We start from the raw sequence: 20584 nt of genomic DNA on the forward strand, positions 1-20584 counted from the left end.
AAATCAATACCAAAAAAGCCTGTCACTTGGACAGACTCCTTTTTGGATTAAATATTGGCTTTTCACTTCTAATATGACGGAAGTTTAACGTCCAGCAGAGCCATAGCCTCTTCTTTCTCCCGGCTGGTTACGTGAGTGTACACGGTTGTTGTTTGAATCGACGCGTGACCAAGCAGTTCCTGAACCGTACGCAAGTCGGCTCCACGCCGTAACATCATGGTCGCGAAAGAGTGACGCAGCTTATGACTGGAGTAGTTTTGACGTTGATTCGCTGGTGATTCCTGCTGGAAACGTTCAAAGGTTTCTGTAGATATGAGCTGGATGCTGCGAATCGATAGTCTCTTCCCTTTCTGGGAGACAAATAACGCCTCCTCTTTTGGCCGCCAAGGATCGAGACGCTCAGCCATCGCTTGAGATAATACTTTTGCCACAGTCTCCGGTACAGGAAGCGAGCGCCATTTACGGCCTTTACCAAATACATCCAATGTACGCCGCTCCGCATTATAGTCTTTGCAATCCAACGCATGTACTTCTCCAACCCGTAATCCCATATATCCCATCAGTAGAAAAACAGCCAGATTACGTGTGCGATACTTGCCTTCTACCGACTCCAGGAAACGTGTCAGCCCACTTTCATCAAGGAAAACGGGCGCACGGTTTTTCTCGGTTTTGGATTTTTTGATCCCAAACGCCGGATTATTCGTTAACAATTCGAGTTCAATGAGGGACTTGTAAAAACAGTTCACCGCCGCATGTTTGCGATTTCTCGTGGCATCACTAACCCCACGCTCCCGCGCGCGGGACAGAAAAGACAACACATGCAGCTTTTTGACCTGCTCCAGTGACTTCCCTTGAATGGAGACCAGGAATTCCACCACGTCACCGGTGTATGATTTTACCGTATGGCCTGTATATCCAGCATCCTTCATCCATATGTGAAAAGCTTCAAGCTCGTCCGCATATTGCTCCTGAATCTCCTCGGTCATCATCTGTCTACGTCACCTCAATTCGGTCTTTATAAGTTGAACAGTGCTCCTATGCTTCATCCACAATGACAACGTCAATCAGCGGGATGATCGCTTCGGGCTTGCCCTGACTACGGGTAAGTACAAACGATGGCAATGGATTCTCGTGCAGCCCATTCACGGATTCACAGATCTGAGTATAAAGATCCATATGCAACGTCTCGCCTTCGCCCGCCACATCAATAACAGGCCAATCGTTCTGCACACAGGCAGGCCAGTAAGCTAGCTCATTCGCAGGTACGATACTTAATTGTTGAATGGACGGATCAATACGGTAAATCCCTTGCCGTTCAGGTTCATCGCCCAGCTTGTCCAAGGCAAGCATTCGAGCAGACTGCTCATCTGGTGCAGAATAGAGTGAATAACACCACGGAGTCACGCCCCAGGCAATCGCCATCAGCCCCTCTTCCAGCAAAGTATTCGACAGATCCCCTTCCGCAAATTGTTCAATAAGATTATGGTTACCCGGTCCGATCAGTTCCTCTACACGTTCAGCGAGTCGAGGCAGGTCAGCGAGAATGAATCCCCCTCTGCCATAGGAGTCAAACACATGATGGTTTCTGCTCCACACAGCTTGAGATGGTGAACTCAACGACGCTGCTTCTGCCGGGAAAAGCGATATATATACGGTAATCACCTGCGCATACTTAACCATTGCAAGTTGTTCAGGTTCGAGCGCGTCTTCAGCAATACGAGGTGTTTTCATATGCAGGGAGATTCGAAGTTCGTATTCCCCCTCTGTAAATGCTGCCCAACCAAGATTAACAGACTGTTCAACGCCTTCAATAGAAGCAATGGAGATCGAGCTATCCGGTTTCAGGTTAACAGCATACTGCACGTATGCTAGCTCTTGACCATAGATGATATTAGCATCCTGACGATTGACCGGTGAGTCCAACTGTTGTGAAATGACAGATACTTTACGTCCATCCTTCAGAAGGCGCTGCGGATCAATATCCAACTGTAAGGTTTGTGAATCCTCTAATTGTGAAACAATTAATTGCGCCTCTGCAAGTACGGATGAGTCAGCTAGTGCAAATCCAAAAGCTGCATTTTGATGATCTGAATTCGTATGTAATGGTGTGTTCATGATACATCCCCTCTCTTATGTCTGATGGCATATCACATCCCCAAATATATTTCATATTTGGATTAGCCGCAACCCCGACCCCGTGATTAAGTTCTTCATGCCCCTTATTACTTACCCATATATGAAGAAAATTCCAACCTTCTTCTGCTGTTATCACCCTTTATCTTTTTATAAGAAAATTCCCCATCCCGCTTCGCCAAGGCGACACGAAATGAGGAAAATTGAAGATGTTCACGGTTGAAGTTGTTCTTAGCTTGTCTACTTATCCTTCAATCTGAAAGCACTGGAGATCCGGCGTGCCGGATTCAGATGACTATAATGGCGTCCATACGCAAAGTAGATAATCAATCCGATGATCAACCAAGCAAAAAACGTAATCCATGTCAGAGCCGCAAGGCGTGTCATCAAGTATGCACAACCCAGGGCACTCAAAATCGGAATCAGTGGCACAAGTGGAACGCGGAAGCCTCGTTTGAGATCAGGGTTGTTTTTACGCAACACAATAATGCCCAGACTTACAACTGCAAAAGCAAATAACGTTCCGATGTTCGTAAGCTCCGCCAAGTGTCCCAACGAGATAAACCCGGAGAACAGAGCCACGATAATGCCCGCAACCCATGTTCCTACGGCTGGTGTCTGACTCTTGCCACTAACTTTGGAGAAGACCGGAGACAGCAGTCCGTCACGAGACATGGAATAGAGCAAACGTGTCTGACCATACATCATGACCAGCAATACGGTCGTAATGCCGGCAATCGCTCCAAGAGATACAATCCAGGACAATCCCTTCAATTCAACAAATTCAAATGCAAACGCAACTGGATCACTTACATTCAACATGTTATAAGGCACAATCCCTGTGAGGATCAATGATACAACAATGTAGAGAACGGTACAGATTGCCAGTGACGCAATAATTCCAATCGGCAAATCCCGTTGTGGCTGCTTAACTTCTTCTGCCGCTGTGGAGACCGCATCAAATCCGATGTAGGCAAAAAATACCGTAGCTGCTCCAGCTGTTACACCTGAGATACCAAAAGGCAAAAATGGCTGCCAGTTGGTTGGCTCTACATAGAAAACTCCTACACCAATGAAGATCAGCACGACGATAATTTTAATCGCTACCATGATGCCATTCGCACGAGCCGCCTCCTTCACCCCTCGGGTAAGCAGGAAAGTAATGATTAAGGTAATGACCGCCGCCGTGATGTCAAAATAGGTTCCCTTTTCCGGGCTGAACGCACTCGTCAGCGCATGGGGTAACTCCAATCCAAATCCAGATAATAACGTTTGAAAGTATCCAGACCATCCACTGGCTACCGCCGCACTCGCGAATCCATACTCTAATATCAAATCCCATCCCAGAATCCAGGCAATGACTTCGCCAAAAGCCGTATAACTATACGTGTACGCACTACCCGATGCCGGTATGCTTGATGCAAATTCCGAGTAACACAATGCTGCGAATGCACATATGATACCTGCCAGCAAAAATGATAATACAAGTCCCGGTCCTGCATACGTTGCGGCTGCTACACCAGTCAGCACAAAAATCCCGGTACCAATAATAGCTCCTACGCCAAGTGTGGTTAAGTCCAACGGACCAAGCGCTCGTTTCAATGCACTGCTGTTATCGCCCCCGGAGGCAATTGGTTTTTTACGAAATAATGAAGATCGTTGTTTGTTCTCACGCATAGTCATGTTCCTCTCGTCATGAATCTTGAATGTGCTATGGATGTAGCAGCGATTGGATAGCTTCCCATCTGTTCTATGAAAAAGTCGTTTGTTCTATCTTATCGATCACCTATAAAAACCTATCGAATTCTACACGTTATCGCGTTGCTTGGTTAAATTTATTTTTGTAGATCACTTATTTTGTTCTTTTTCCGCGAAATTTATCATGATCTGTTGCACGTGGTTGAATATGAAAATCGATTTAAAACAAAACTGCGTATAATTTATATTATGCGCAGTTTTTATGAGCCTAATTTTCCGCGAAAAACATCTTTAGTTCCTTGTTATCTGAAGTTAAGAAAAAGAGAGCTCTTTTCGTCTTTTTCCGCTGTCCCTTCCTACCTTATCCTGTCTAATTCCACGATATGAAGGCATGTAAAAGAGCCGCATATCATTATGCGGCCCTTTATTTCTAACTATAGGTAGAGGTGTATATAAAAATACGAACTGACTTCATTTCAAGTTTTTATGAAAAAGTAAATTATGAGAACGCAATTCTCTCTGCATCTGACATCCGGTATTGGGATAATAAATAATCTTTGCTCTGCATCGCCGCATGACGAATCGCATCTAAATCAATATTCAACAGCTTACCCTCTCGCTTCACGAGTCTACCTGCCACAAAGACCGTATCCACATTGGATGGATTGGCAAATTGCACAACAGCGCCGATTGGATCATGAACGGGGAACATATTCAGATCGGTGGTACGAATCATGATCAGATCCGCTTCTTTCCCTGGGGTCAACGTACCGACCTTCTGTTCTAATCCCAATGCTTGGGCACCAGCTGAAGTTGCAAATCTCAGCACTTGGCTGGACTGCAAGTTCAACTCACCAGGCATCTCACCCTGCTGCAAAAGTTGTTCATTGGCTCTGGATCGTTCAGCTTGAAGTGCAAACTTCATCTGCGAGAACATATCTCCGCCTGTGGACGTCACCACATCTACACCAAGTGTAGGGGTTCCCCCGTGTTCAAGAAAATAGCCGGTGGCCGGATATCCATGACCCATCATCATTTCAACCTCAGGTGTGACCGACAAGGAAGCGCCGCTATCTGCCAGCATTTTGTATTCATCCATGCCCATGGTGTTACCATGAACAATATTCACCCGTGGACTTAACAGTCCCGCTTCGTACAAGTGACTAATAGACCGATCCACAGATCCCCAACTGCCAAATCCGGCATGCATGGAACAGATGGCATCCAGCTCCTGTGCTAGTTCGATCTCTTTCACGGTTGTATCCCAATGACTGAACTCCGGACCACGAATGGCCAGCCCATAAGTAAGTAATTGATCCCGTGATGAAAAATAACGTTCTTTGACTCTTCTCACATCATTATTCGAATACGTGAGTTGACTATCCCGATTCCAGTAGTCCGTCTCACCAGGTACTCCGTGAGCAAATACCGCCCGAATGCCAGCATCCTGAAGTCCACGAATCAGTTCATCCGTATGGTCAGGGGAATACGGCATGCTCCAATCCATTACTGTCGTCACTCCTGCGTTAAGCGCTTCCAAGGAACCGAGCAGGTTGGCAATATAACTATCTTGTGGGCGGAGCTTGCTTCCCATCGCACCATAATAGAGATTTTGCAAATAAACTGGTAACGACCAGTTGGTTCCCGCTGTTTTGACAAGTGATTCCCACATATGCCGATGCGTGTCCACCAGCCCAGGCATAATAATCATCGATGAAGCATCAATGACCTCCGCATCCGGAATATCCAGGTCGGGCTGGATCGCCATAATCAGTGAATCCTGAATCAGAACGTCCGCCCTCTTATACTGTCCAATTTTAGCATCCATCGACAACACACAGCCATTTTTCAACAGATAACTTGTCCGCACAAGAAACATCTCCCATCTATTTTGGTTTGAAAGACGATCACATCCTGCTTACGAATCTGTACTGCTTCTGACTATTTTTTCGCTAGTATATATACATTATATAGTTATTGTTAGTATTTATCAATTTTGGAATTTGCGTTTTGCCCGAAATCTTCTAACCTTCATCAGATTGCCACACATCTTATCATCACAGTACTTCTGTGTTCTGCTTCGGGTATCATCATAGAACATCCAGCGACAATCCAAATTATCACAGATCCGAATCCTGCCCCCTTCTCCCTCCACCAAAGTCAAAGCAAAATCAGCAGCTACCTCAGCCATAACCTGATGCCAATGAGCTTCCACAGCTACCAGTTGGAGTTTCAGTTCCTGATCAATTGTATTCAATGTTCTTCTCACATGCCCTGCTTCCATAACGTCGTTCAACCATTGTTTTTCTACATCCGTTAATGATGCTCCTGAAGACACGCGGGCTCCAAGAGCCAACAATTCATTCCTGAAGTTTCTCATCGACAACTCATCTTTTGGAGATGCAGGGACAGAAGCGTTAAGGTGCCATCGCTCCAGAAAATCTTGCTGCCAGCTCGCCTTCCCAAGCCTGTCCTCCGATCGATCTCCCCCACGCCAGTCGTGATAATCGCTGTTTACAAAATCGGTCCATAACTTGTCCATATATACCCCCGTTCATGTAACTATCTAATTAAATAAAGAAGGTTACAACTCATCTTTGATGTGTTATATTAAGTGTAACCTCATTAATCAATTTTAGCTAGTTACATCACAAATCACAATTATACGCAAGGAGGAAAAGGCAATGACGAAAACAACAGCACTAGATGTGTTACTTATTCAAAAGGATGACACCTGGGATCAATGTAATTGGATTGTACCTTTGTCGAAATCTTTGGAGGGTCTTACAGCAGAACAAGCAGCCTGGATTCCACCCTCAGGGGGATTAAGCATCTGGCAGTTGGTTAACCATATGTATTATTACAACCATCGCTTATTATGTCGCATGCAAGGTAAGGAGCCTACCCTTCCTGCTGTAGACTCCAATGAATACACGTTTGGGAATCCTGGAGATGCAACGGACGCAGCCGGATGGAATACACTGTTACAGGGTACAACTCGATTAGCCCAACAGTTGCGAGATCAATTGGCTGCACTACAAGAGTCAGATCTTGAAGCCGCATATATGGACTCCGAAGAGAAATGGGCACACGAACTAGCTCGCTGGGTACTCCATGATGCCTATCACGCAGGTCAGATCGTGCTCCTTCGCAGACAGCAAGGAAGCTGGAAAATCGTTTTCTGAAAAAAATGCTTGAACTGCTAGCGCTTACAGGAATAAGATGAACTTATTAATGTTACAGCTTGTTCAACACACTATATAATTGAATAGGATCTTCGGGGTAGGGTGCAATTCCCAACCGGCGGTGATGTTCTTCGGAACCAGCCCGCGACTCGCTAATTGTTCTTAACGAAGGACATTCAGCGACTGACTTGGTGTGAATCCAAGGCCGACGGTACAGTCCGGATGAGAGAAGATCAACACATTGACATGCCGTTCACGGGAAGGCCTCTTTCCTGACGCATGTCCTTGGATGAGCCCCCGTTTATTTGGTATATACCAAAACGGGGGCTTTTGTCGATTTTGCCAACTGAAGATTCCGTGTTCTGACGAAGGAGTCCTGAATATGGAAAAGACATCAGCAGCATCACCTGTTTACCGCAAGGAACGAAGTAATACCGGATTCTGGCTTGTAGTTCTCGGCGCCGCCTTATGGGGTGTCGACCCACTCTTCCGCATTATTTTGCTAAATACGATGACATCCATACAGATTGTACTTGTGGAACACATCATCGTCAGTCTTATTGCCATTCCCGTGCTGTGGAAATTCCGGTCTGACCTGAAAAACCTGCGTGCTCGCCACTGGATTGCCGTGATTTTTATCTCATGGGGAGGATCCGCACTTGCAACGGTATTGTTCACCATGGCACTAACACATAACGATCCGAATACGGTGCTTTTATTGCAAAAAATGCAACCACTCTTCGCTATCGTGCTGGCTAAACTGTTATTAAAAGAAACGTTGCCTCGTCGCTTCGGTGGATTGTTCTTCATTGCATTAGCAGGAACGTACCTGCTTACATTTGGCTTCACATTGCCATTAGGTAACTGGGACAACTGGATTCATGCTGGAAGCTTGTTATCCCTTGGGGCTGCTGCCTTATGGGGAGGTTCAACCGTTATGGGCCGATTAATGCTGGGGCAGGCGCGTTATGAAACGGTCACCTCCCTTCGCTTTGTCGTTGCTCTCCCGCTGCTGATCTTTATGACGTGGAACGAAGGTGCGGCATGGACGTTTCCGTCCGGAACGGGTGAACAGACTGCTGTCATCCTCAACATTCTCGGTCAGGCATTGTTACCTGGTTTGCTCAGTCTTCTGTTGTATTACAAAGGTCTGTCGTCAACCAAAGCATCTGTTGCAACTCTCGCGGAGCTTAGCTTCCCGATGGCGGGTGTGTTGGTGAACTGGATTGCTTTCCGTACACTGATTACATGGGAGCAACTGCTTGGTTTTATCCTGATCTGGGTGGCCCTCTTCGCCATTTCCAGACAGCAGGAACGATCATCAACTGCCGCCGATGCGGCACCGAAGCTGCGTACAGAGTAAGTGGATATATCTGAGGTTCACATATAAACAAATAGTCAAATATAAAATAAAACCATTGCACATCAAATTAGATGAGCAGTGGTTTTTTATTTCCATGACTCGATATTACTCGTTCATTTTCTCAATTAGCAATATGAGCTATTAACCCTGTGCTTTATTTCTATATCGCAAATGCAAATCCCCCCTCTTTTCCCTCCAACCTCATAACGAGTATGCATATCATCGCACTACGATTCTTCTATGTTTTGTCTTTTATCTAATCCGGTGGTACGATGACATATGGAATAAACAGATGAATTATATTCAGAGAGGAACGATCATAATGTCTTCATTCTCATATACCTCCTACGACGCCGTAGGTTTGGCTGAACTGATCCGATCCCGGGAAGTATCCCCGGTTAAAATGCTTGAAGCGGCGTTTGCACGCCTTGAAGAAGTGAATCCGCAACTTAATGCGGTTATTCGTACATATGAATCTCGCGCACGAGAGGAAGCCGGTTTGGTTCGCCCTGGAGAACAACCTTTTGCCGGTGTGCCCCTGCTCTTGAAAGATATTTCGCAATCCTTGGAAGGTGAATTTCTGACTTCAGGCTCCCGTTTGTTCAGCGAGCATCGTGCATTACGCAATTCCAATTTTGTTACTCGACTGCGTGATGCAGGCTTTATCTTCATAGGACATACCAATACGCCTGAATTTGGTTTAAAAAATATTACCGAACCCCGTCTTCATGGTCCAACTCGCAATCCATGGAATATCAACCACTCCCCAGGTGGTTCAAGTGGTGGTGCCGCTGCCGCTGTAGCTTCGGGTATTGTTCCTCTTGCCGGAGCCAGTGACGGAGGAGGTTCGATTCGTATTCCGGCTTCTTTTAGCGGATTGTTTGGATTAAAGCCAACCCGCGGACGCACACCTGTAGGACCGGGAGTTGGTCGTCAATGGCAAGGCGCATCGATTGATTTTGCCCTCTCTCGCTCGGTTCGGGACAGTGCTGCATTGCTTGATACGTTACAAGTCATTCAGCCCGAAGCTGCGTTCCATGCTCCACTCTTTCCAGGCAGTTACTTGGCTGATATGAGCTATCCACATCAACGCAAACTGAAAATTGCATACACAACGGATTCACCCGTGGGAACACCTGTCAGCGCAGAAGCCAAAGAGTCTGTATACAAGCTCGTTCGCTGGTTGGAAGATCAAGGTCATCATGTTGAAGAAAAACTGAGTCCCGTCAATGGAGTTCGGTTGATGGAGAACTATTACATGATGAACAGTGGTGAGATGGCTGCGATGATCTCTTCCATGGAACGATCCATGGGCCGGGCTCTGACCTCCGATGATATGGAGATTGAATCTTGGGTTCTGGCTGAAGCAGGCAAAAAGGTGTCCGCTGCGGAATTTGTACATAGTTTAGCTGAATGGGATGTAGCTGCAGCTCAGATGTCCACCTTGTTTGAGCGTTATGATTTCTACGTCACACCTGTTAATGCTTTTCCAGCGCCTAAGATTGGTGAATTAACACCTCATGACGAACAGATCCGTAATCTGATGCGAATTAGTGAATTGGACAAGACCCAGCAGCAGCAACTCATCTATGAAATGTTTGAGCCAAGTCTTACGTATACACCGTTCACCCAGCTTGCAAATCTGACAGGCCAGCCTGCGATAAGTGTACCTCTGCATATGACACCTGAAGGTTTACCAATGGGCGTTCAAGTGATGGCAACCAAGGGACGTGAAGATTGGTTATTACATCTGGCTGGACAGCTTGAACAATCAGACCTCTGGATCGGGATGAGAGGCAATCCACTATTCCCAGCATAAAGGCGTATAATTTGGTACTTTTTAAAATTCACCATTGTATGTTCTTGCCTGAGTAGAGTACGTCACCATAACAGTGCATGAAAGCTTCATCTGCTCCGCATACTGAAAACAAAAAGTAGCGGAGGAATGTGACGGATGAATACGAATCAGCGCCATAAACAGTCTTATCGTATCCCTGCCAAAACGGGATATGCCTTGAAAGTAAGCAAGGGTTCTTTACTACGCATAACGGATCTGGAGGGACAGCAAGTCATTGATTTTGTGGCATACGATGCTACAGATGCTAACCATCGCTTGGACCCCGGCGTGACGATGGACGTATTGCGTACTTACCGAATTAAACCAGGACAGTTTGTGTATTCCAATCAATACCAACCCTTACTCAAGATTGTTCGTGACACCGTTGGGGTACATGATTTCTTCAACTCCGCTTGTCGTCCCGAGATGTATGAGGTGTTATACGACAAAAAGGATCACGCGAGTTGTTATCACAATCTGAACACGGCACTGGAACCCTTCGGGATTCTACCACCCGATCAACACTATCCGTTTAACTTGTTTATGAAGTCCGTTGTAGACAGTGAAGGCAAGATTGATGTTGTAGCTCCCGACTCTCGTGCAGGTGATTATATCGAGATGGAGGCATTAATGGATCTCACGATTGGGCTCTCCGCCTGTCCTTGTGAAGAAAGCTCATGCAACGGATACAACTGCACCCCAATTCAATTGGATGTGGAACTATAACAGAATAACAAGGCCATAAGGCGATATGATTAAAAGTAGTTGTTCTAATTCACTCCTTGCGGGAATACGATGACTTGTACCCATTTTGTGTGACTACTGGTACAATTCATCGAACCCGTTAAGGAGTGAACGTGTTTATGTCTGTACTGTTCAGTTATATTATTCTGGGAATATCATTGTCCGCTCCAATCGGTCCGATTAACGCCGCTCAACTCGACCGTGGAGCCCGACATGGATTCATGCATGCCTGGATTCTAGGACTCGGAGCTATGTTTGCAGACTTGGTGTATATGCTGCTGATTTATTTTGGAGTTGCCCATTTTCTGGACACGCCGTTCATGCGCTCTTTTCTCTGGTCATTTGGCAGTTTTATTCTGATTTACACGGGAGTGGAAACGCTCTCGAAGCTAAAGCAAGGCATTCAAGGTACATCTACTGCGGAAGCGACTGTTCGAAAATCGTTTATATCCGGATTTTTGATGGCCCTGTCCAATCCACTGAATATTTTATTTTGGCTGGGGATCTATGGCTCTATTCTGGCGACAACTGTGAAGCATACGGACACGGCTCATTTACTGCTCTACAGTTCAGGCATATTCATTGGTATCCTGGTGTGGGATGTCATTATGGCTGGAATGGCCAGTCGATTCCACAAACATAGCAGTGAAAATGTATTACGCTGGATCTCCATCATATCGGGAATCTGCCTGATCGGATTTGGTTTGTATTTTGGGTATGAAGCTGTACGTTCCATTTTTTTCTGACAACAAAATCAGACTGGACAGTCACCCAACTTCCCCCACATTAATACTGTAACGGTATCATGTGGAATGGAGTTGGGAATCAATGGCGGAGCTGTATAGTGCCGACGAAATAAACACCTTGTTTGAGCGTCTTCCATCTTGGCAGCAGGACGCTTATTCGCAATTTGGTAAAATGATCGCCGACGAAGATAATACGTATCCATGTGTACCTGGACGAATGGGATTTCTGTCAGGACATTTGAGGTACGGCTTTACGTGTGACCCCCGATCTGAAAATGCTGCCGAAGATATGGCCGATCTGCTTAGACAATACGGTCCTGTCTCCAGAGACACTGGTCATTACGCTTCCATTGTTGTGATCTGTGAGACGCCAAGTGATCTGAAAGATCATACAACGGTAGAGCAATATCAGACGTTATTCTGGCAAATGCTTAATCGGGTAAGTTCACACGATACCGAGCCGTGGCCGGAACATATTTCAACCGATCCTCATGATTCATCATGGGAGTTTTGCTTTGGGGGAGAGCCTTACTTTTGTTTCTGTGCAACTCCTGCACATGAACTCCGAGCCAGCCGGCATTTTCCTTATCTCATGTTTGCTTTTCAACCACGGTGGGTATTCGAATCCATTAATGACAACACCCCTCTTGGCCGTAAAATGAAAACCTTAATTCGCAAACGTCTCGCTGCCTATGATGCTGTTCCTGCTCACCCTTCGCTGATGTGGTATGGTCAGCAGGATAATCTGGAATGGAAACAGTATTTCCTGCCTGATGATGAGCAGACACCTTCCAAATGTCCATTCATGCGGATGAAGCAAGCCTTAGGCAAGTTGACGAGATAATCTTAAAGCACTCATTAATCCGTTATACGACCTCCACAAGAGTTGCTGAGAGTTGCTTAGGGTTTGGATGGAGCTGACTGTGGTGGTTTCGAGCCACGTACCTTATGAACAACATACGTGATGATCCCAAGGAACACCACAAGTCCCACACTTGCCAGCAGACCCGTTCTGCTGGCTTTTTCCATCGCTGTCCCTGCCACAGCAGCCACAATTAATACTATGGCAATCCACACTTTGATGCGATTCCACTTCACAGGCTTCATTTTTTTAATGTACGTGATGCATATGAGCAGCCATGTATACATTAATACCAGACTACCTGCTGTCGTCACATATTCAAACAAACGCTTGGGCATCCATAATGCCATCAACGTAGACAGGACTAATCCAGCCGCTGTGCAACACAACGCCTGAAGTGGTATGTCCTTTTTTCCCCAGGTCTTCGTGAACAGCTTTGGTGCATCTCCATCTTCTGCGAGTTTCACCAACATGGACGTAATTGCATATATCGAAGCCACCATCGTTGAGAATCCGGCAATAATCAGAACTCCGTTGAGAATGTGGACCACAACGGTGAATCCAATGGTTGACATGGCCTTGACAAGCGGACTTTCATCTGGAGTTAACTGAGCGGAAGGCACAAGCAACAGGATCAAAGCAATTGCAATCACATAGAGTGTACTCACCGATAATAACATTACTCGACCTGATTTCACTGCATCTTTTGGTTCTTTCAGGTTAGCTGCCATCAAACCCATAACCTCGATCCCGGCAAAAGCAAAAAATGCATAGATGAAACCGGTCCATACGCCTTTACCTCCATGCGGGAACCATTCATTCTTCAGTTGCTCTGGTGTTACTTTTACAGGTAACCAACCCAGACAAGCCGCTCCTGCTATAGCTATAAATGCAACCGCTGCAGCAAGTTTGATTACAGCAAGAATATTCTCCGTTTTGGTTAATCCCTTCGCTCCCAGTGCAGCAATAAACAGACCTATAGCGGCATAGATCGCAACAAATGCCCAAAGCGGAAACTTGGGAAACCAGAATTGAGAAAACAGCCCAAGTGCCGTTAATGAGCTACCCATGATGAGCATTTCAGAAAACCAGTACATCCATCCACTACCAAAACCAGCCCAAGGTCCGAATGCTTCGCCCGCATACGTTCGAAAAGCGCCTTCCTTTGGATCATCTGCCGTCATCTGTGCCAGCGCACCAAATACAAAGTAAGTACCTGCCGCCGCCAGCACCAACAATATAAGTACAGATATTCCGGCCCAATGAATCGCCAGACTGGTTCCTAGAAAAAATCCCGTTCCCAGTGTGCAACCCGCGCCAAACAAGGATAGGCTGACCCAACTTAATTTTTCGTCGTCGTTTTTACGGTGTTGCTGACTTTTCATGAAGCTCCTCCTTCTGCCTTATCCCCTTACGATTTACAGGTCATGGAGGTTTTATGTCTGTATTGCCAAAAGAATTGTTATTGGTTTACATAATAATTAATATGTTAAAATCATTCTCATGATGAATTTAAGCTGCATGCTTTTAGGCATCATTCATAAAGATATATTTTCAATTTGATTTAAATTCGCAAAAAAAGTGGTTGACTTCAATCGCTTAGAATGGTTTTCCTTTTAAACTTGGTGGTGCGTCAATGTGGCTGTATGAGAGATAGTAACTAAGGTGAGAAAATGATCTTTCTATTGTGAATTTTTCATATGTTGAAATTTTATAAATTAAGTCGTTATTTCTATTATCTCGAACGCAGACTGCCTATTTTTTGTATTATCTCAATAGCTTTATCGTTTTTTTATAAATTTAGTTGTTTATAAGAAGGGCTACTTCCTGGGATTTTTCCTCTTTCATCCTTTTTCACCCGTTTCGGACTGGGCTGACGTATAGGCATTAGTCTCTAATATTATTCTCTAGTATTTTTCACAGCCTCTGTTCCGAATTCTATTCTGAATTTTTCATATGTTGAAAATATTTTATGTTTGTCGAAAAAAAGCCGCCATATGGCGGCTTCGCTAATATTTCCGATTTAAGTCCGACCAGTCCAATCTGCTCCGGCGATTTCTTTCCATCGTGCTCTAATTTCATCATACAATTCCTGTGGAAGTGCGCCTTTAGCCACAAGGTCGGCATTTTGCTGCCAGCGATTGGGCTTGGCTGTTCCTACAATAGCCGTATCTATACCTTCGGTACTTAGCGTAAAACGCAGTGCTGTTTCCACCGCTGCCTGGGCATCTTCACCCAGAAAACCATAGTTCAGTTCACTTAAGCGCTTCCAGTATATAAATGCATAAGCCTCTTCCGAAAGTGTATCATACGTCCAGGCCGCATTGGCAATTGGTCTTTTCGCGATGACACCCATGTTTCTTTTTCTTGCCTCAGGCAACGTAAGATCAATTGCTTCCTGATCTGCGATATTTAATGAAGTCTCCAGGCTGTCAAATACTCCGGTCTGAATCGCATATAGCGCATCTGTTGTATCCCCACTGTATCCGATAAATCTGGTCTTTCCTGCTTCCTTGGCACGCTGTAGTACTTCGATTACTGCTCCTTGTCGGAGTACTTCTTCGGAGCAGCTATGCAAATGGATAACATCCACATATTCCGTTTTGAGCCTTTTCAGACTGCGGTCAATCGTTTGCTCCAGTACTTTGGCATCCCAATCCGGACCTTCGATCCCTGAAGCATGTCCACATTTGGTGAACAAATAGTAGTCATCACGCCGATGTGACAGCACCTCACCGATTAATTCCTCGCTGTCACCGTAACATTCAGCCGTGTCAATCACGTTTAATCCAGCATCGAGGGCACTATTCAGCAATGTCGCTACATCCGTTTTGGATACATTTTTGCCAATTTCCGCTCCGCCAAATCCAAGTGTACTTACGTTCATGCCAGTATTACCGTACTTGCGCGTTTCCATGGTTATCTTCCTCCAAGTTCAGTGAATTGGGCACAGATAAATAGAAATACAGATTAACTTCGACTTCCCTTATGTTATTACCCATGAGTTGGTTATGCCACCCACTTTTCTAAACTACAACCAACTTCATTTACTTAGAAACCATAAATGGACATTCCACCGTCAACCAATAACGTCTGACCCGTTATGTATCCCGCTGCATCTGATGCCAGAAATACAACCGGCCCTACCACTTCTTCCAGTTCTCCCACTCGCTGAAGCGGTGTACGGCTTACAATTTCCTGCAAATACTGGGGATCATCCAGCAGCTTTTCCGTCAGAGGTGTTCGGAAATACCATGGCCCTACTGAATTGACACGGATTCCATACTTGCCCCATTCCAGTGCGAGCACTTTGGTCATATGAATTAACGCAGCTTTGGTCGCGCCATATACAACCCCTGTCCGCAAAGCCGTGTGCCCGCCTACCGAAGAGATATTGATGATCTTCCCAGTCCCACGTTCTTTCATATGCTGACCCGCCAACTGTGAGGCGACGAATGCCGACTTCAGATTCGTCTGCATGATGGTCTCCCACTGCTCGTCCGTTACTTCGAGTGCTGGTGTGCGGATGTTCATACCTGCGTTATTCACCAAAATATCCAGACTTCCCATCTCCGAGATCGCCTCTCGAAACGTCTCTTCCAGTTGTTCTCTTGATGTCACATCCGCAGTTAGAGCGAGCGCTTTACGCCCTGTTTGTTCATAGATGTAGGCGGCTGTCTCCTCAATTTCTCTCATCGTTCGGGATACAAGTACAACGTCACTGCCTGACTGGGCAAGTCCAATCGCAATTGCTTTTCCGATCCCTCTCCCTGCACCTGTCACCAGTGCTGTCTGTCCATCGAGATGGAATGTGGGTACGTTCATGTCACTCACTCCTTCATCAGATTTATAAGTTGAACTAAAGATTATTTACACTGACAATACGATGACAGAATAACCTTCCAATCGCTGTTATCCCCAGATTTTTTGATTCCCTTTTCTGAAGGGGAAAATCCGGGGATAAAGGCGAACGCTTCGCTTTTTCAGGTTTTTTCTGTCCTCTCCGTTATCGTGTAAATGATTAGTTCAACTTATATCGCAATCATGCAAATGCTTTATATGTAAGTGAAGCCCCGATAGGAATCAGGTTACAAAATACTGGCTTGGATTGCCTAGCTCCGGATGGAACTTTTCTCGAAAGCGGCCTCCGGTATAATCCCCTATAATTTTTCGCCAGAACGCCTGCGCAATAACATTGTTACGAACCTGGGTCACTTTCCATCTTCCTGGAAAACGTTTAAACAGCTCATAGGCTGCCCGAGTGCCCACCCCACTGCGCCGATATTTTTGCATCACAAAAAACTCAGTCAAATAGTAGTCATTATCCTTACTACCAGGCTCCAATTTCTCCACCAGAGCAAACCCTGCAGGTGCCCCATCACTTGTAATCAAAAAAGGAAACTTGCGGTCCTCTTCTGCCCAGAATGCCTCCAGACCGGGATATTCCGGAAAAATGCCGTTACTGTCCACATCAATATTCAGGTATTTGGTAAAATCATATAAATAAAATTGCATTAAATGCCGAATCACCTGACTGCGTTCCCGGGGAACCAGTTCTATTTTCATATTCATCCGGTTCACCTCCTCTGCTCTACGTATACTAATTACTTTAAAGGTTTACGCGCCGAAGGGCAAGGAAGCATACCCTACTTACTGCCTGCTTTGGTGAACAAGCTGTGAGCATGTAAATTATGGTACACTAGAGCATAGAATACTAATTCATAGAATATTAATTTTATATGTTTTTCACATGGAGGTGTCGAACTTGACCAACGTGCAAAAAGAGATTGATCGACGCAAGCTGGATGACAAACTACCTTCCATGCCTTGGTTCGTTCAGCAATTCATGGACTACAAGCTGCCTGACCTGTCCCCCTCTACCCTGCTCGAATATCTGAGAGATTACGAAGCTTTCTTCGGATGGTTGCGAGCAGAAGGGCTCTCCGAGGCAAGCTCTAATAAAGAAGTTACCTTGACTGAACTGGAAGTCCTTCGCATGGATTCGGTTACCGCCTATCGGTTATTTCTTACAACCAAACGGGAAGGAACCAATTCCAGAATTACCGTCTCTCGCAAACTCTCTTCCCTTCGCTCCCTTTTTCATTACCTGAGCCAAATTGCGGAAGACGAAGACTTTTATCCTTTGCTGAAGCGGAACATTATGGCCAAAATCGAGATCAAGCGTACCCATAAACCCAAGGACACCGCTGCCAAACTCAAAGGTAAAATCCTGGAGGAAGAGGAATTGCTGGAATTCATCGGCTATATTCTTGAAGGTTACGCTGTCGATATGGAGAAGAACAAGCAGGCCCTATACTCCCATGAAATCAACAAAGAACGGGACGCCTGTATTGCCAGCCTGATTCTGAATTCCGGCTTACGGGTGTCGGAAGTTGTGAACCTGAACGTCGATGACCTTGATCTGAACAACAAACTCCTGTATGTCTATCGCAAAGGTAACAATGATGAGACGTACAAAACACCCGTTTATTTCAGGGAACAGGCCAAGGACGAACTCGCAACTTATATGAACCTGCGGCAATCACGTTACCGCACGCCCAAGCGGGAGAAAGGTCTGTTCATTGCTTTGCGTAACGGAGATTCCGAAGGCAGTCGAATGACCAAAAGAGCGATCCAGGCCATGATTATGAAATACGCAAAGCGCTTTGGCAAACCTTATCTAACCGTGCACAAATTACGCCATTCATTTGCAACCGACTATTATTTGCAAAATGATATTTACAAAACAAAAGAGCAGCTTGGACACGCTTCTACGGAAACGACGGAGATCTATGCTCACCTTACCGACAAAACGATGTCCGAAGCCATCGAACGTCGTACAGACGATGTTATGTAACCTCTCTAACAAAAAAAGCAGCAAGCCACATCAAGGATTTCGATCCGAGAAAGGTCTGCTGCTTTTTTGTTTTTTTGCATCATTCAAGAAGAAAAGCATAAGTAGAAATAATTATAGTTTACATAATAAATATTACGTTGTATTAAAAAAGAATCAATCACGCTCTCTGTACATTCAATCATATCCAGCGATCATAATATCCTACTTTTTTAACGTTTCTACGATTAGACTTCACCATTCTGCCTACACTCGCTCTCAACCATCGCTAACAACGCTTTGGCTATATCCTCCGTTTCATGAACCGAGTACCATGTTATCTCTCTGCTTACGGTGCTCTGCTCAATAAACTGCTCTGAAGGTAACCACGAGATCATACCCACTACCCCTTTAAGCTGATCAACCAAGGTCAGATCTTTCTCTTCTCGAACCATCACGAATTTGGGATAAGAAGCATCCTTGAATCCTTCAACAACAATCCAATCATAATCCGATAGATAGCTCAGCATATCCTCCAGCTTGGTTGCCTGTCGCTCCATAATCGCAGTACGTTTCTCTGACATGATAACCACCGCCGAAGCCCCAGACTCTCCAAATCGATAAGAATCCGTTCCTTCTTGATCCATCTCAAAATGGTCATGTCCATCATGCTTAATTGCTGCTACTTTAAGTCCCATAGAAGAAAAGTGCCCGATCAGCGCGGCTGTCAGGGTTGTCTTGCCTGTGTTTTTGTATCCAACAATCTGTATGATATGTGGCTTTGTATCACTCATTGTAGTCATCCACCACTACCTCACATGACCTGAGGGCAGTTTGAGAATACGTACCTGCTCACCCGCAGGAATGCCTTTTTTCTCAGGTGGAACAACAATCAGGCAATCACTGTCCTTAATGGTGATCATCACGCTGGATTCATCTACACGGGCGGCAGCCGGTATTGCGTACACCATGCCGTTGCGGATCTCCGTGCGTCCACGGACGAACCGTGTAAAATTGTTTACTTTGGTGTACTCTTCTTCCAAGATCGCAGTCCATTCTTCCATATAAGGATGAGCATCCGCCTGCATGGAACGTATGGTTGGACGAACAAAAAGACCAAAACCTACAAAACAAGCCCCCGGGTTACCCGAAAGCGCAAAAAGCAATTTATCTTTGTATACAGCAACAGTGGTCACACTGCCTGGTCGCATCGTCACTTTGTTAAACAACATCTCCACATGTTCTTCCAGCACAAGTTCGCCCATAATATCATAATCCCCAACGGATACACCGCCTGTGGTCACTACGATATCATTATCTTGAATGGCTTCTTCCAGTTTGGCCCTTGCCGTATTCACATCGTCTGCAATAGAACCGTACATCACAGGCTCTCCACCTGCCTCTACAACCAGAGAGCGCAGCATGTAACTGTTGCTATTCCGAATCCGACCTGGTTGTAATGGCTCATCTACATCAAGCAATTCCGTACCGGTTGCGAATATCGCCACCTTCGGACGTTGAAATACGGGAACCTCTGCTATGCCAAAAGTAGCTAACACGGACTGCTCTCCTGCCCTGATGATCGTTCCTGCTTCGAGCAGTTGCTGTCCCTCTTGGACTTCCAGTCCGATTGGGGTGATGTTAGCACCCGAAAATATGTGCCGTTTCAATGCAATCCACTGTTCTCCGTCCTCTACCTTGCTCTCAGTCATCTCCATCATGACTACCGCATCCGCACCTTCCGGAACCTGTGCACCGGTCATGATGCGAGCCGTCGTACCTGAAACAATGGTGTGATCCGAGGTGTAGCCGCAAGGAATTTCATCAATTACTCGAAACCAAACTTGATGATCACTCGATGCATCTATGGTATCTGTACTTAGAATAGCGAATCCATCCATTCCTGATCTACGGAAGAACGGATACGGATGAGGTGCATGAATCTTCTCTGCAAGTGTACGTCCATGAGCAGATTCAAGGTTAACTTTTTCTATAGAGCCTAAAGTAACTCGTGCTGCTACTTTGGCTTGGGCATCCGGTACCTTTACAGCTGTACGGTTGAACTTGGCAGTTGTCATATCAGGTGAATATGGGTTCATTTTCAAAAGTATTCTTACCTCCTAAAGACTATCATCCTTTAAGAAAGTGTAGCCCGAATACTGTGAGATAACAAGTACATCACT

At 45.5% G+C, this 20584-nt stretch carries 18 protein-coding genes and 1 riboswitch; of the genes, 7 read left to right on the forward strand and 11 right to left on the reverse strand.

Features of this window, described 5'->3' with window-relative positions; translation table 11 throughout:
- Positions 1 to 68: 68 nt before the first annotated feature.
- The 5 genes from J2Z28_RS09960 to J2Z28_RS09980 form a co-directional block, all read right to left on the reverse strand.
- A complete protein-coding gene (locus J2Z28_RS09960) occupies positions 69 to 989 on the reverse strand; it encodes a tyrosine-type recombinase/integrase (protein ID WP_091029457.1) in 921 nt (306 codons plus the stop codon).
- Positions 990 to 1035: 46 nt separating this feature from the next.
- Entirely contained in the window at positions 1036 to 2115 is a 1080-nt protein-coding gene (locus J2Z28_RS09965) for a hypothetical protein (protein WP_211082346.1), read from the reverse strand.
- A gap of 258 nt (positions 2116 to 2373) precedes the next feature.
- Positions 2374 to 3810 carry a branched-chain amino acid transporter BcaP gene (bcaP, locus tag J2Z28_RS09970; protein WP_244988209.1) on the reverse strand — a complete coding sequence of 479 codons (1437 nt, stop codon included), beginning with the start codon at positions 3808 to 3810 and terminating at the stop codon, positions 2374 to 2376.
- Between the two features lie 520 nt (positions 3811 to 4330).
- Positions 4331 to 5701 (reverse strand): amidohydrolase family protein, encoded by a 1371-nt coding sequence (locus J2Z28_RS09975; RefSeq protein WP_425325411.1) that lies wholly within the window; start codon positions 5699 to 5701, stop codon positions 4331 to 4333.
- A 120-nt stretch (positions 5702 to 5821) separates the two neighbouring features.
- Positions 5822 to 6373, reverse strand: a complete 552-nt coding sequence (locus J2Z28_RS09980; protein WP_211082351.1) for a CGNR zinc finger domain-containing protein — start codon at positions 6371 to 6373, stop codon at positions 5822 to 5824.
- A 142-nt stretch (positions 6374 to 6515) separates the two neighbouring features.
- On the opposite strand from J2Z28_RS09980, the gene J2Z28_RS09985 reads away from it, so the two are divergent.
- The 6 genes from J2Z28_RS09985 to J2Z28_RS10010 all read left to right on the forward strand — a co-directional run bounded on the left by J2Z28_RS09985 (position 6516) and on the right by J2Z28_RS10010 (position 12550).
- Positions 6516 to 7016: a DinB family protein gene (locus tag J2Z28_RS09985; RefSeq protein WP_017688116.1), complete on the forward strand. Its 501-nt coding sequence runs from the start codon at positions 6516 to 6518 to the stop codon at positions 7014 to 7016.
- 84 nt (positions 7017 to 7100) lie between these two features.
- Positions 7101 to 7254: riboswitch (FMN riboswitch) on the forward strand.
- Between the two features lie 144 nt (positions 7255 to 7398).
- Entirely contained in the window at positions 7399 to 8379 is a 981-nt protein-coding gene (locus tag J2Z28_RS09990; protein ID WP_211082353.1) for a DMT family transporter, read from the forward strand.
- A gap of 322 nt (positions 8380 to 8701) precedes the next feature.
- Positions 8702 to 10198 (forward strand): amidase, encoded by a 1497-nt coding sequence (locus tag J2Z28_RS09995; protein ID WP_211082355.1) that lies wholly within the window; start codon positions 8702 to 8704, stop codon positions 10196 to 10198.
- Positions 10199 to 10333: 135 nt separating this feature from the next.
- Positions 10334 to 10942, forward strand: a complete 609-nt coding sequence (locus J2Z28_RS10000; RefSeq protein WP_076250280.1) for a DUF1989 domain-containing protein — start codon at positions 10334 to 10336, stop codon at positions 10940 to 10942.
- 137 nt (positions 10943 to 11079) lie between these two features.
- Positions 11080 to 11706, forward strand: a complete 627-nt coding sequence (locus tag J2Z28_RS10005) for a LysE family translocator (RefSeq protein WP_017688112.1) — start codon at positions 11080 to 11082, stop codon at positions 11704 to 11706.
- An 82-nt stretch (positions 11707 to 11788) separates the two neighbouring features.
- Positions 11789 to 12550: a YqcI/YcgG family protein gene (locus J2Z28_RS10010; protein ID WP_211082357.1), complete on the forward strand. Its 762-nt coding sequence runs from the start codon at positions 11789 to 11791 to the stop codon at positions 12548 to 12550.
- A gap of 56 nt (positions 12551 to 12606) precedes the next feature.
- On the opposite strand, the gene J2Z28_RS10015 is transcribed toward J2Z28_RS10010, so the two are convergent.
- From J2Z28_RS10015 to J2Z28_RS10030, 4 genes are all read right to left on the reverse strand, one after another.
- A complete protein-coding gene (locus tag J2Z28_RS10015) occupies positions 12607 to 13953 on the reverse strand; it encodes an amino acid permease (RefSeq protein ID WP_211082359.1) in 1347 nt (448 codons plus the stop codon).
- Between the two features lie 638 nt (positions 13954 to 14591).
- Positions 14592 to 15485, reverse strand: a complete 894-nt coding sequence (locus J2Z28_RS10020; protein WP_211082360.1) for an aldo/keto reductase — start codon at positions 15483 to 15485, stop codon at positions 14592 to 14594.
- A 134-nt stretch (positions 15486 to 15619) separates the two neighbouring features.
- Positions 15620 to 16393: an SDR family NAD(P)-dependent oxidoreductase gene (locus tag J2Z28_RS10025; protein ID WP_211082362.1), complete on the reverse strand. Its 774-nt coding sequence runs from the start codon at positions 16391 to 16393 to the stop codon at positions 15620 to 15622.
- Between the two features lie 258 nt (positions 16394 to 16651).
- Positions 16652 to 17140, reverse strand: a complete 489-nt coding sequence (locus J2Z28_RS10030) for a GNAT family N-acetyltransferase (protein ID WP_076250273.1) — start codon at positions 17138 to 17140, stop codon at positions 16652 to 16654.
- Positions 17141 to 17318: 178 nt separating this feature from the next.
- Here J2Z28_RS10030 and xerS point away from each other — a divergent pair, with 178 nt between their 5' ends.
- A complete protein-coding gene (gene xerS, locus J2Z28_RS10035; protein WP_211082364.1) occupies positions 17319 to 18425 on the forward strand; it encodes a tyrosine recombinase XerS in 1107 nt (368 codons plus the stop codon).
- A gap of 224 nt (positions 18426 to 18649) precedes the next feature.
- Here xerS and mobB read toward each other — a convergent pair whose 3' ends face one another.
- Together mobB and J2Z28_RS10045 are read right to left on the reverse strand one after the other, a co-directional pair.
- Entirely contained in the window at positions 18650 to 19195 is a 546-nt protein-coding gene (gene mobB, locus J2Z28_RS10040; RefSeq protein WP_211082366.1) for a molybdopterin-guanine dinucleotide biosynthesis protein B, read from the reverse strand.
- Positions 19196 to 19210: 15 nt separating this feature from the next.
- Positions 19211 to 20500 carry a molybdopterin molybdotransferase MoeA gene (locus J2Z28_RS10045; protein ID WP_211082483.1) on the reverse strand — a complete coding sequence of 430 codons (1290 nt, stop codon included), beginning with the start codon at positions 20498 to 20500 and terminating at the stop codon, positions 19211 to 19213.
- Between the last annotated feature and the right edge of the window lie 84 nt (positions 20501 to 20584).

This window comes from Paenibacillus xylanexedens (assembly GCF_017874615.1).
GTDB classification, from domain to species: Bacteria; Bacillota; Bacilli; order Paenibacillales; family Paenibacillaceae; genus Paenibacillus; species Paenibacillus xylanexedens.

What these genes read in the sequence shown, in the direction of transcription:
- J2Z28_RS10010 (WP_211082357.1), top strand. Translation starts at nt 11,789, where the DNA reads ATGGCGGAGCTGTATAGTGCCGACGAAATAAACACCTTGTTTGAGCGT.
- J2Z28_RS10045 (WP_211082483.1), bottom strand. Translation starts at nt 20,500, where the DNA reads ATGAACCCATATTCACCTGATATGACAACTGCCAAGTTCAACCGTACA.
- J2Z28_RS09995 (WP_211082355.1), top strand. Translation starts at nt 8,702, where the DNA reads ATGTCTTCATTCTCATATACCTCCTACGACGCCGTAGGTTTGGCTGAA.
- mobB (WP_211082366.1), bottom strand. Translation starts at nt 19,195, where the DNA reads ATGAGTGATACAAAGCCACATATCATACAGATTGTTGGATACAAAAAC.
- J2Z28_RS09985 (WP_017688116.1), top strand. Translation starts at nt 6,516, where the DNA reads ATGACGAAAACAACAGCACTAGATGTGTTACTTATTCAAAAGGATGAC.
- bcaP (WP_244988209.1), bottom strand. Translation starts at nt 3,810, where the DNA reads ATGCGTGAGAACAAACAACGATCTTCATTATTTCGTAAAAAACCAATT.
- J2Z28_RS09965 (WP_211082346.1), bottom strand. Translation starts at nt 2,115, where the DNA reads ATGAACACACCATTACATACGAATTCAGATCATCAAAATGCAGCTTTT.
- J2Z28_RS10025 (WP_211082362.1), bottom strand. Translation starts at nt 16,393, where the DNA reads ATGAACGTACCCACATTCCATCTCGATGGACAGACAGCACTGGTGACA.
- J2Z28_RS10000 (WP_076250280.1), top strand. Translation starts at nt 10,334, where the DNA reads ATGAATACGAATCAGCGCCATAAACAGTCTTATCGTATCCCTGCCAAA.
- J2Z28_RS09980 (WP_211082351.1), bottom strand. Translation starts at nt 6,373, where the DNA reads ATGGACAAGTTATGGACCGATTTTGTAAACAGCGATTATCACGACTGG.
- xerS (WP_211082364.1), top strand. Translation starts at nt 17,319, where the DNA reads ATGGAGGTGTCGAACTTGACCAACGTGCAAAAAGAGATTGATCGACGC.
- J2Z28_RS10005 (WP_017688112.1), top strand. Translation starts at nt 11,080, where the DNA reads ATGTCTGTACTGTTCAGTTATATTATTCTGGGAATATCATTGTCCGCT.
- J2Z28_RS10015 (WP_211082359.1), bottom strand. Translation starts at nt 13,953, where the DNA reads ATGAAAAGTCAGCAACACCGTAAAAACGACGACGAAAAATTAAGTTGG.
- J2Z28_RS10020 (WP_211082360.1), bottom strand. Translation starts at nt 15,485, where the DNA reads ATGGAAACGCGCAAGTACGGTAATACTGGCATGAACGTAAGTACACTT.
- J2Z28_RS09960 (WP_091029457.1), bottom strand. Translation starts at nt 989, where the DNA reads ATGATGACCGAGGAGATTCAGGAGCAATATGCGGACGAGCTTGAAGCT.
- J2Z28_RS09990 (WP_211082353.1), top strand. Translation starts at nt 7,399, where the DNA reads ATGGAAAAGACATCAGCAGCATCACCTGTTTACCGCAAGGAACGAAGT.
- J2Z28_RS10030 (WP_076250273.1), bottom strand. Translation starts at nt 17,140, where the DNA reads ATGAATATGAAAATAGAACTGGTTCCCCGGGAACGCAGTCAGGTGATT.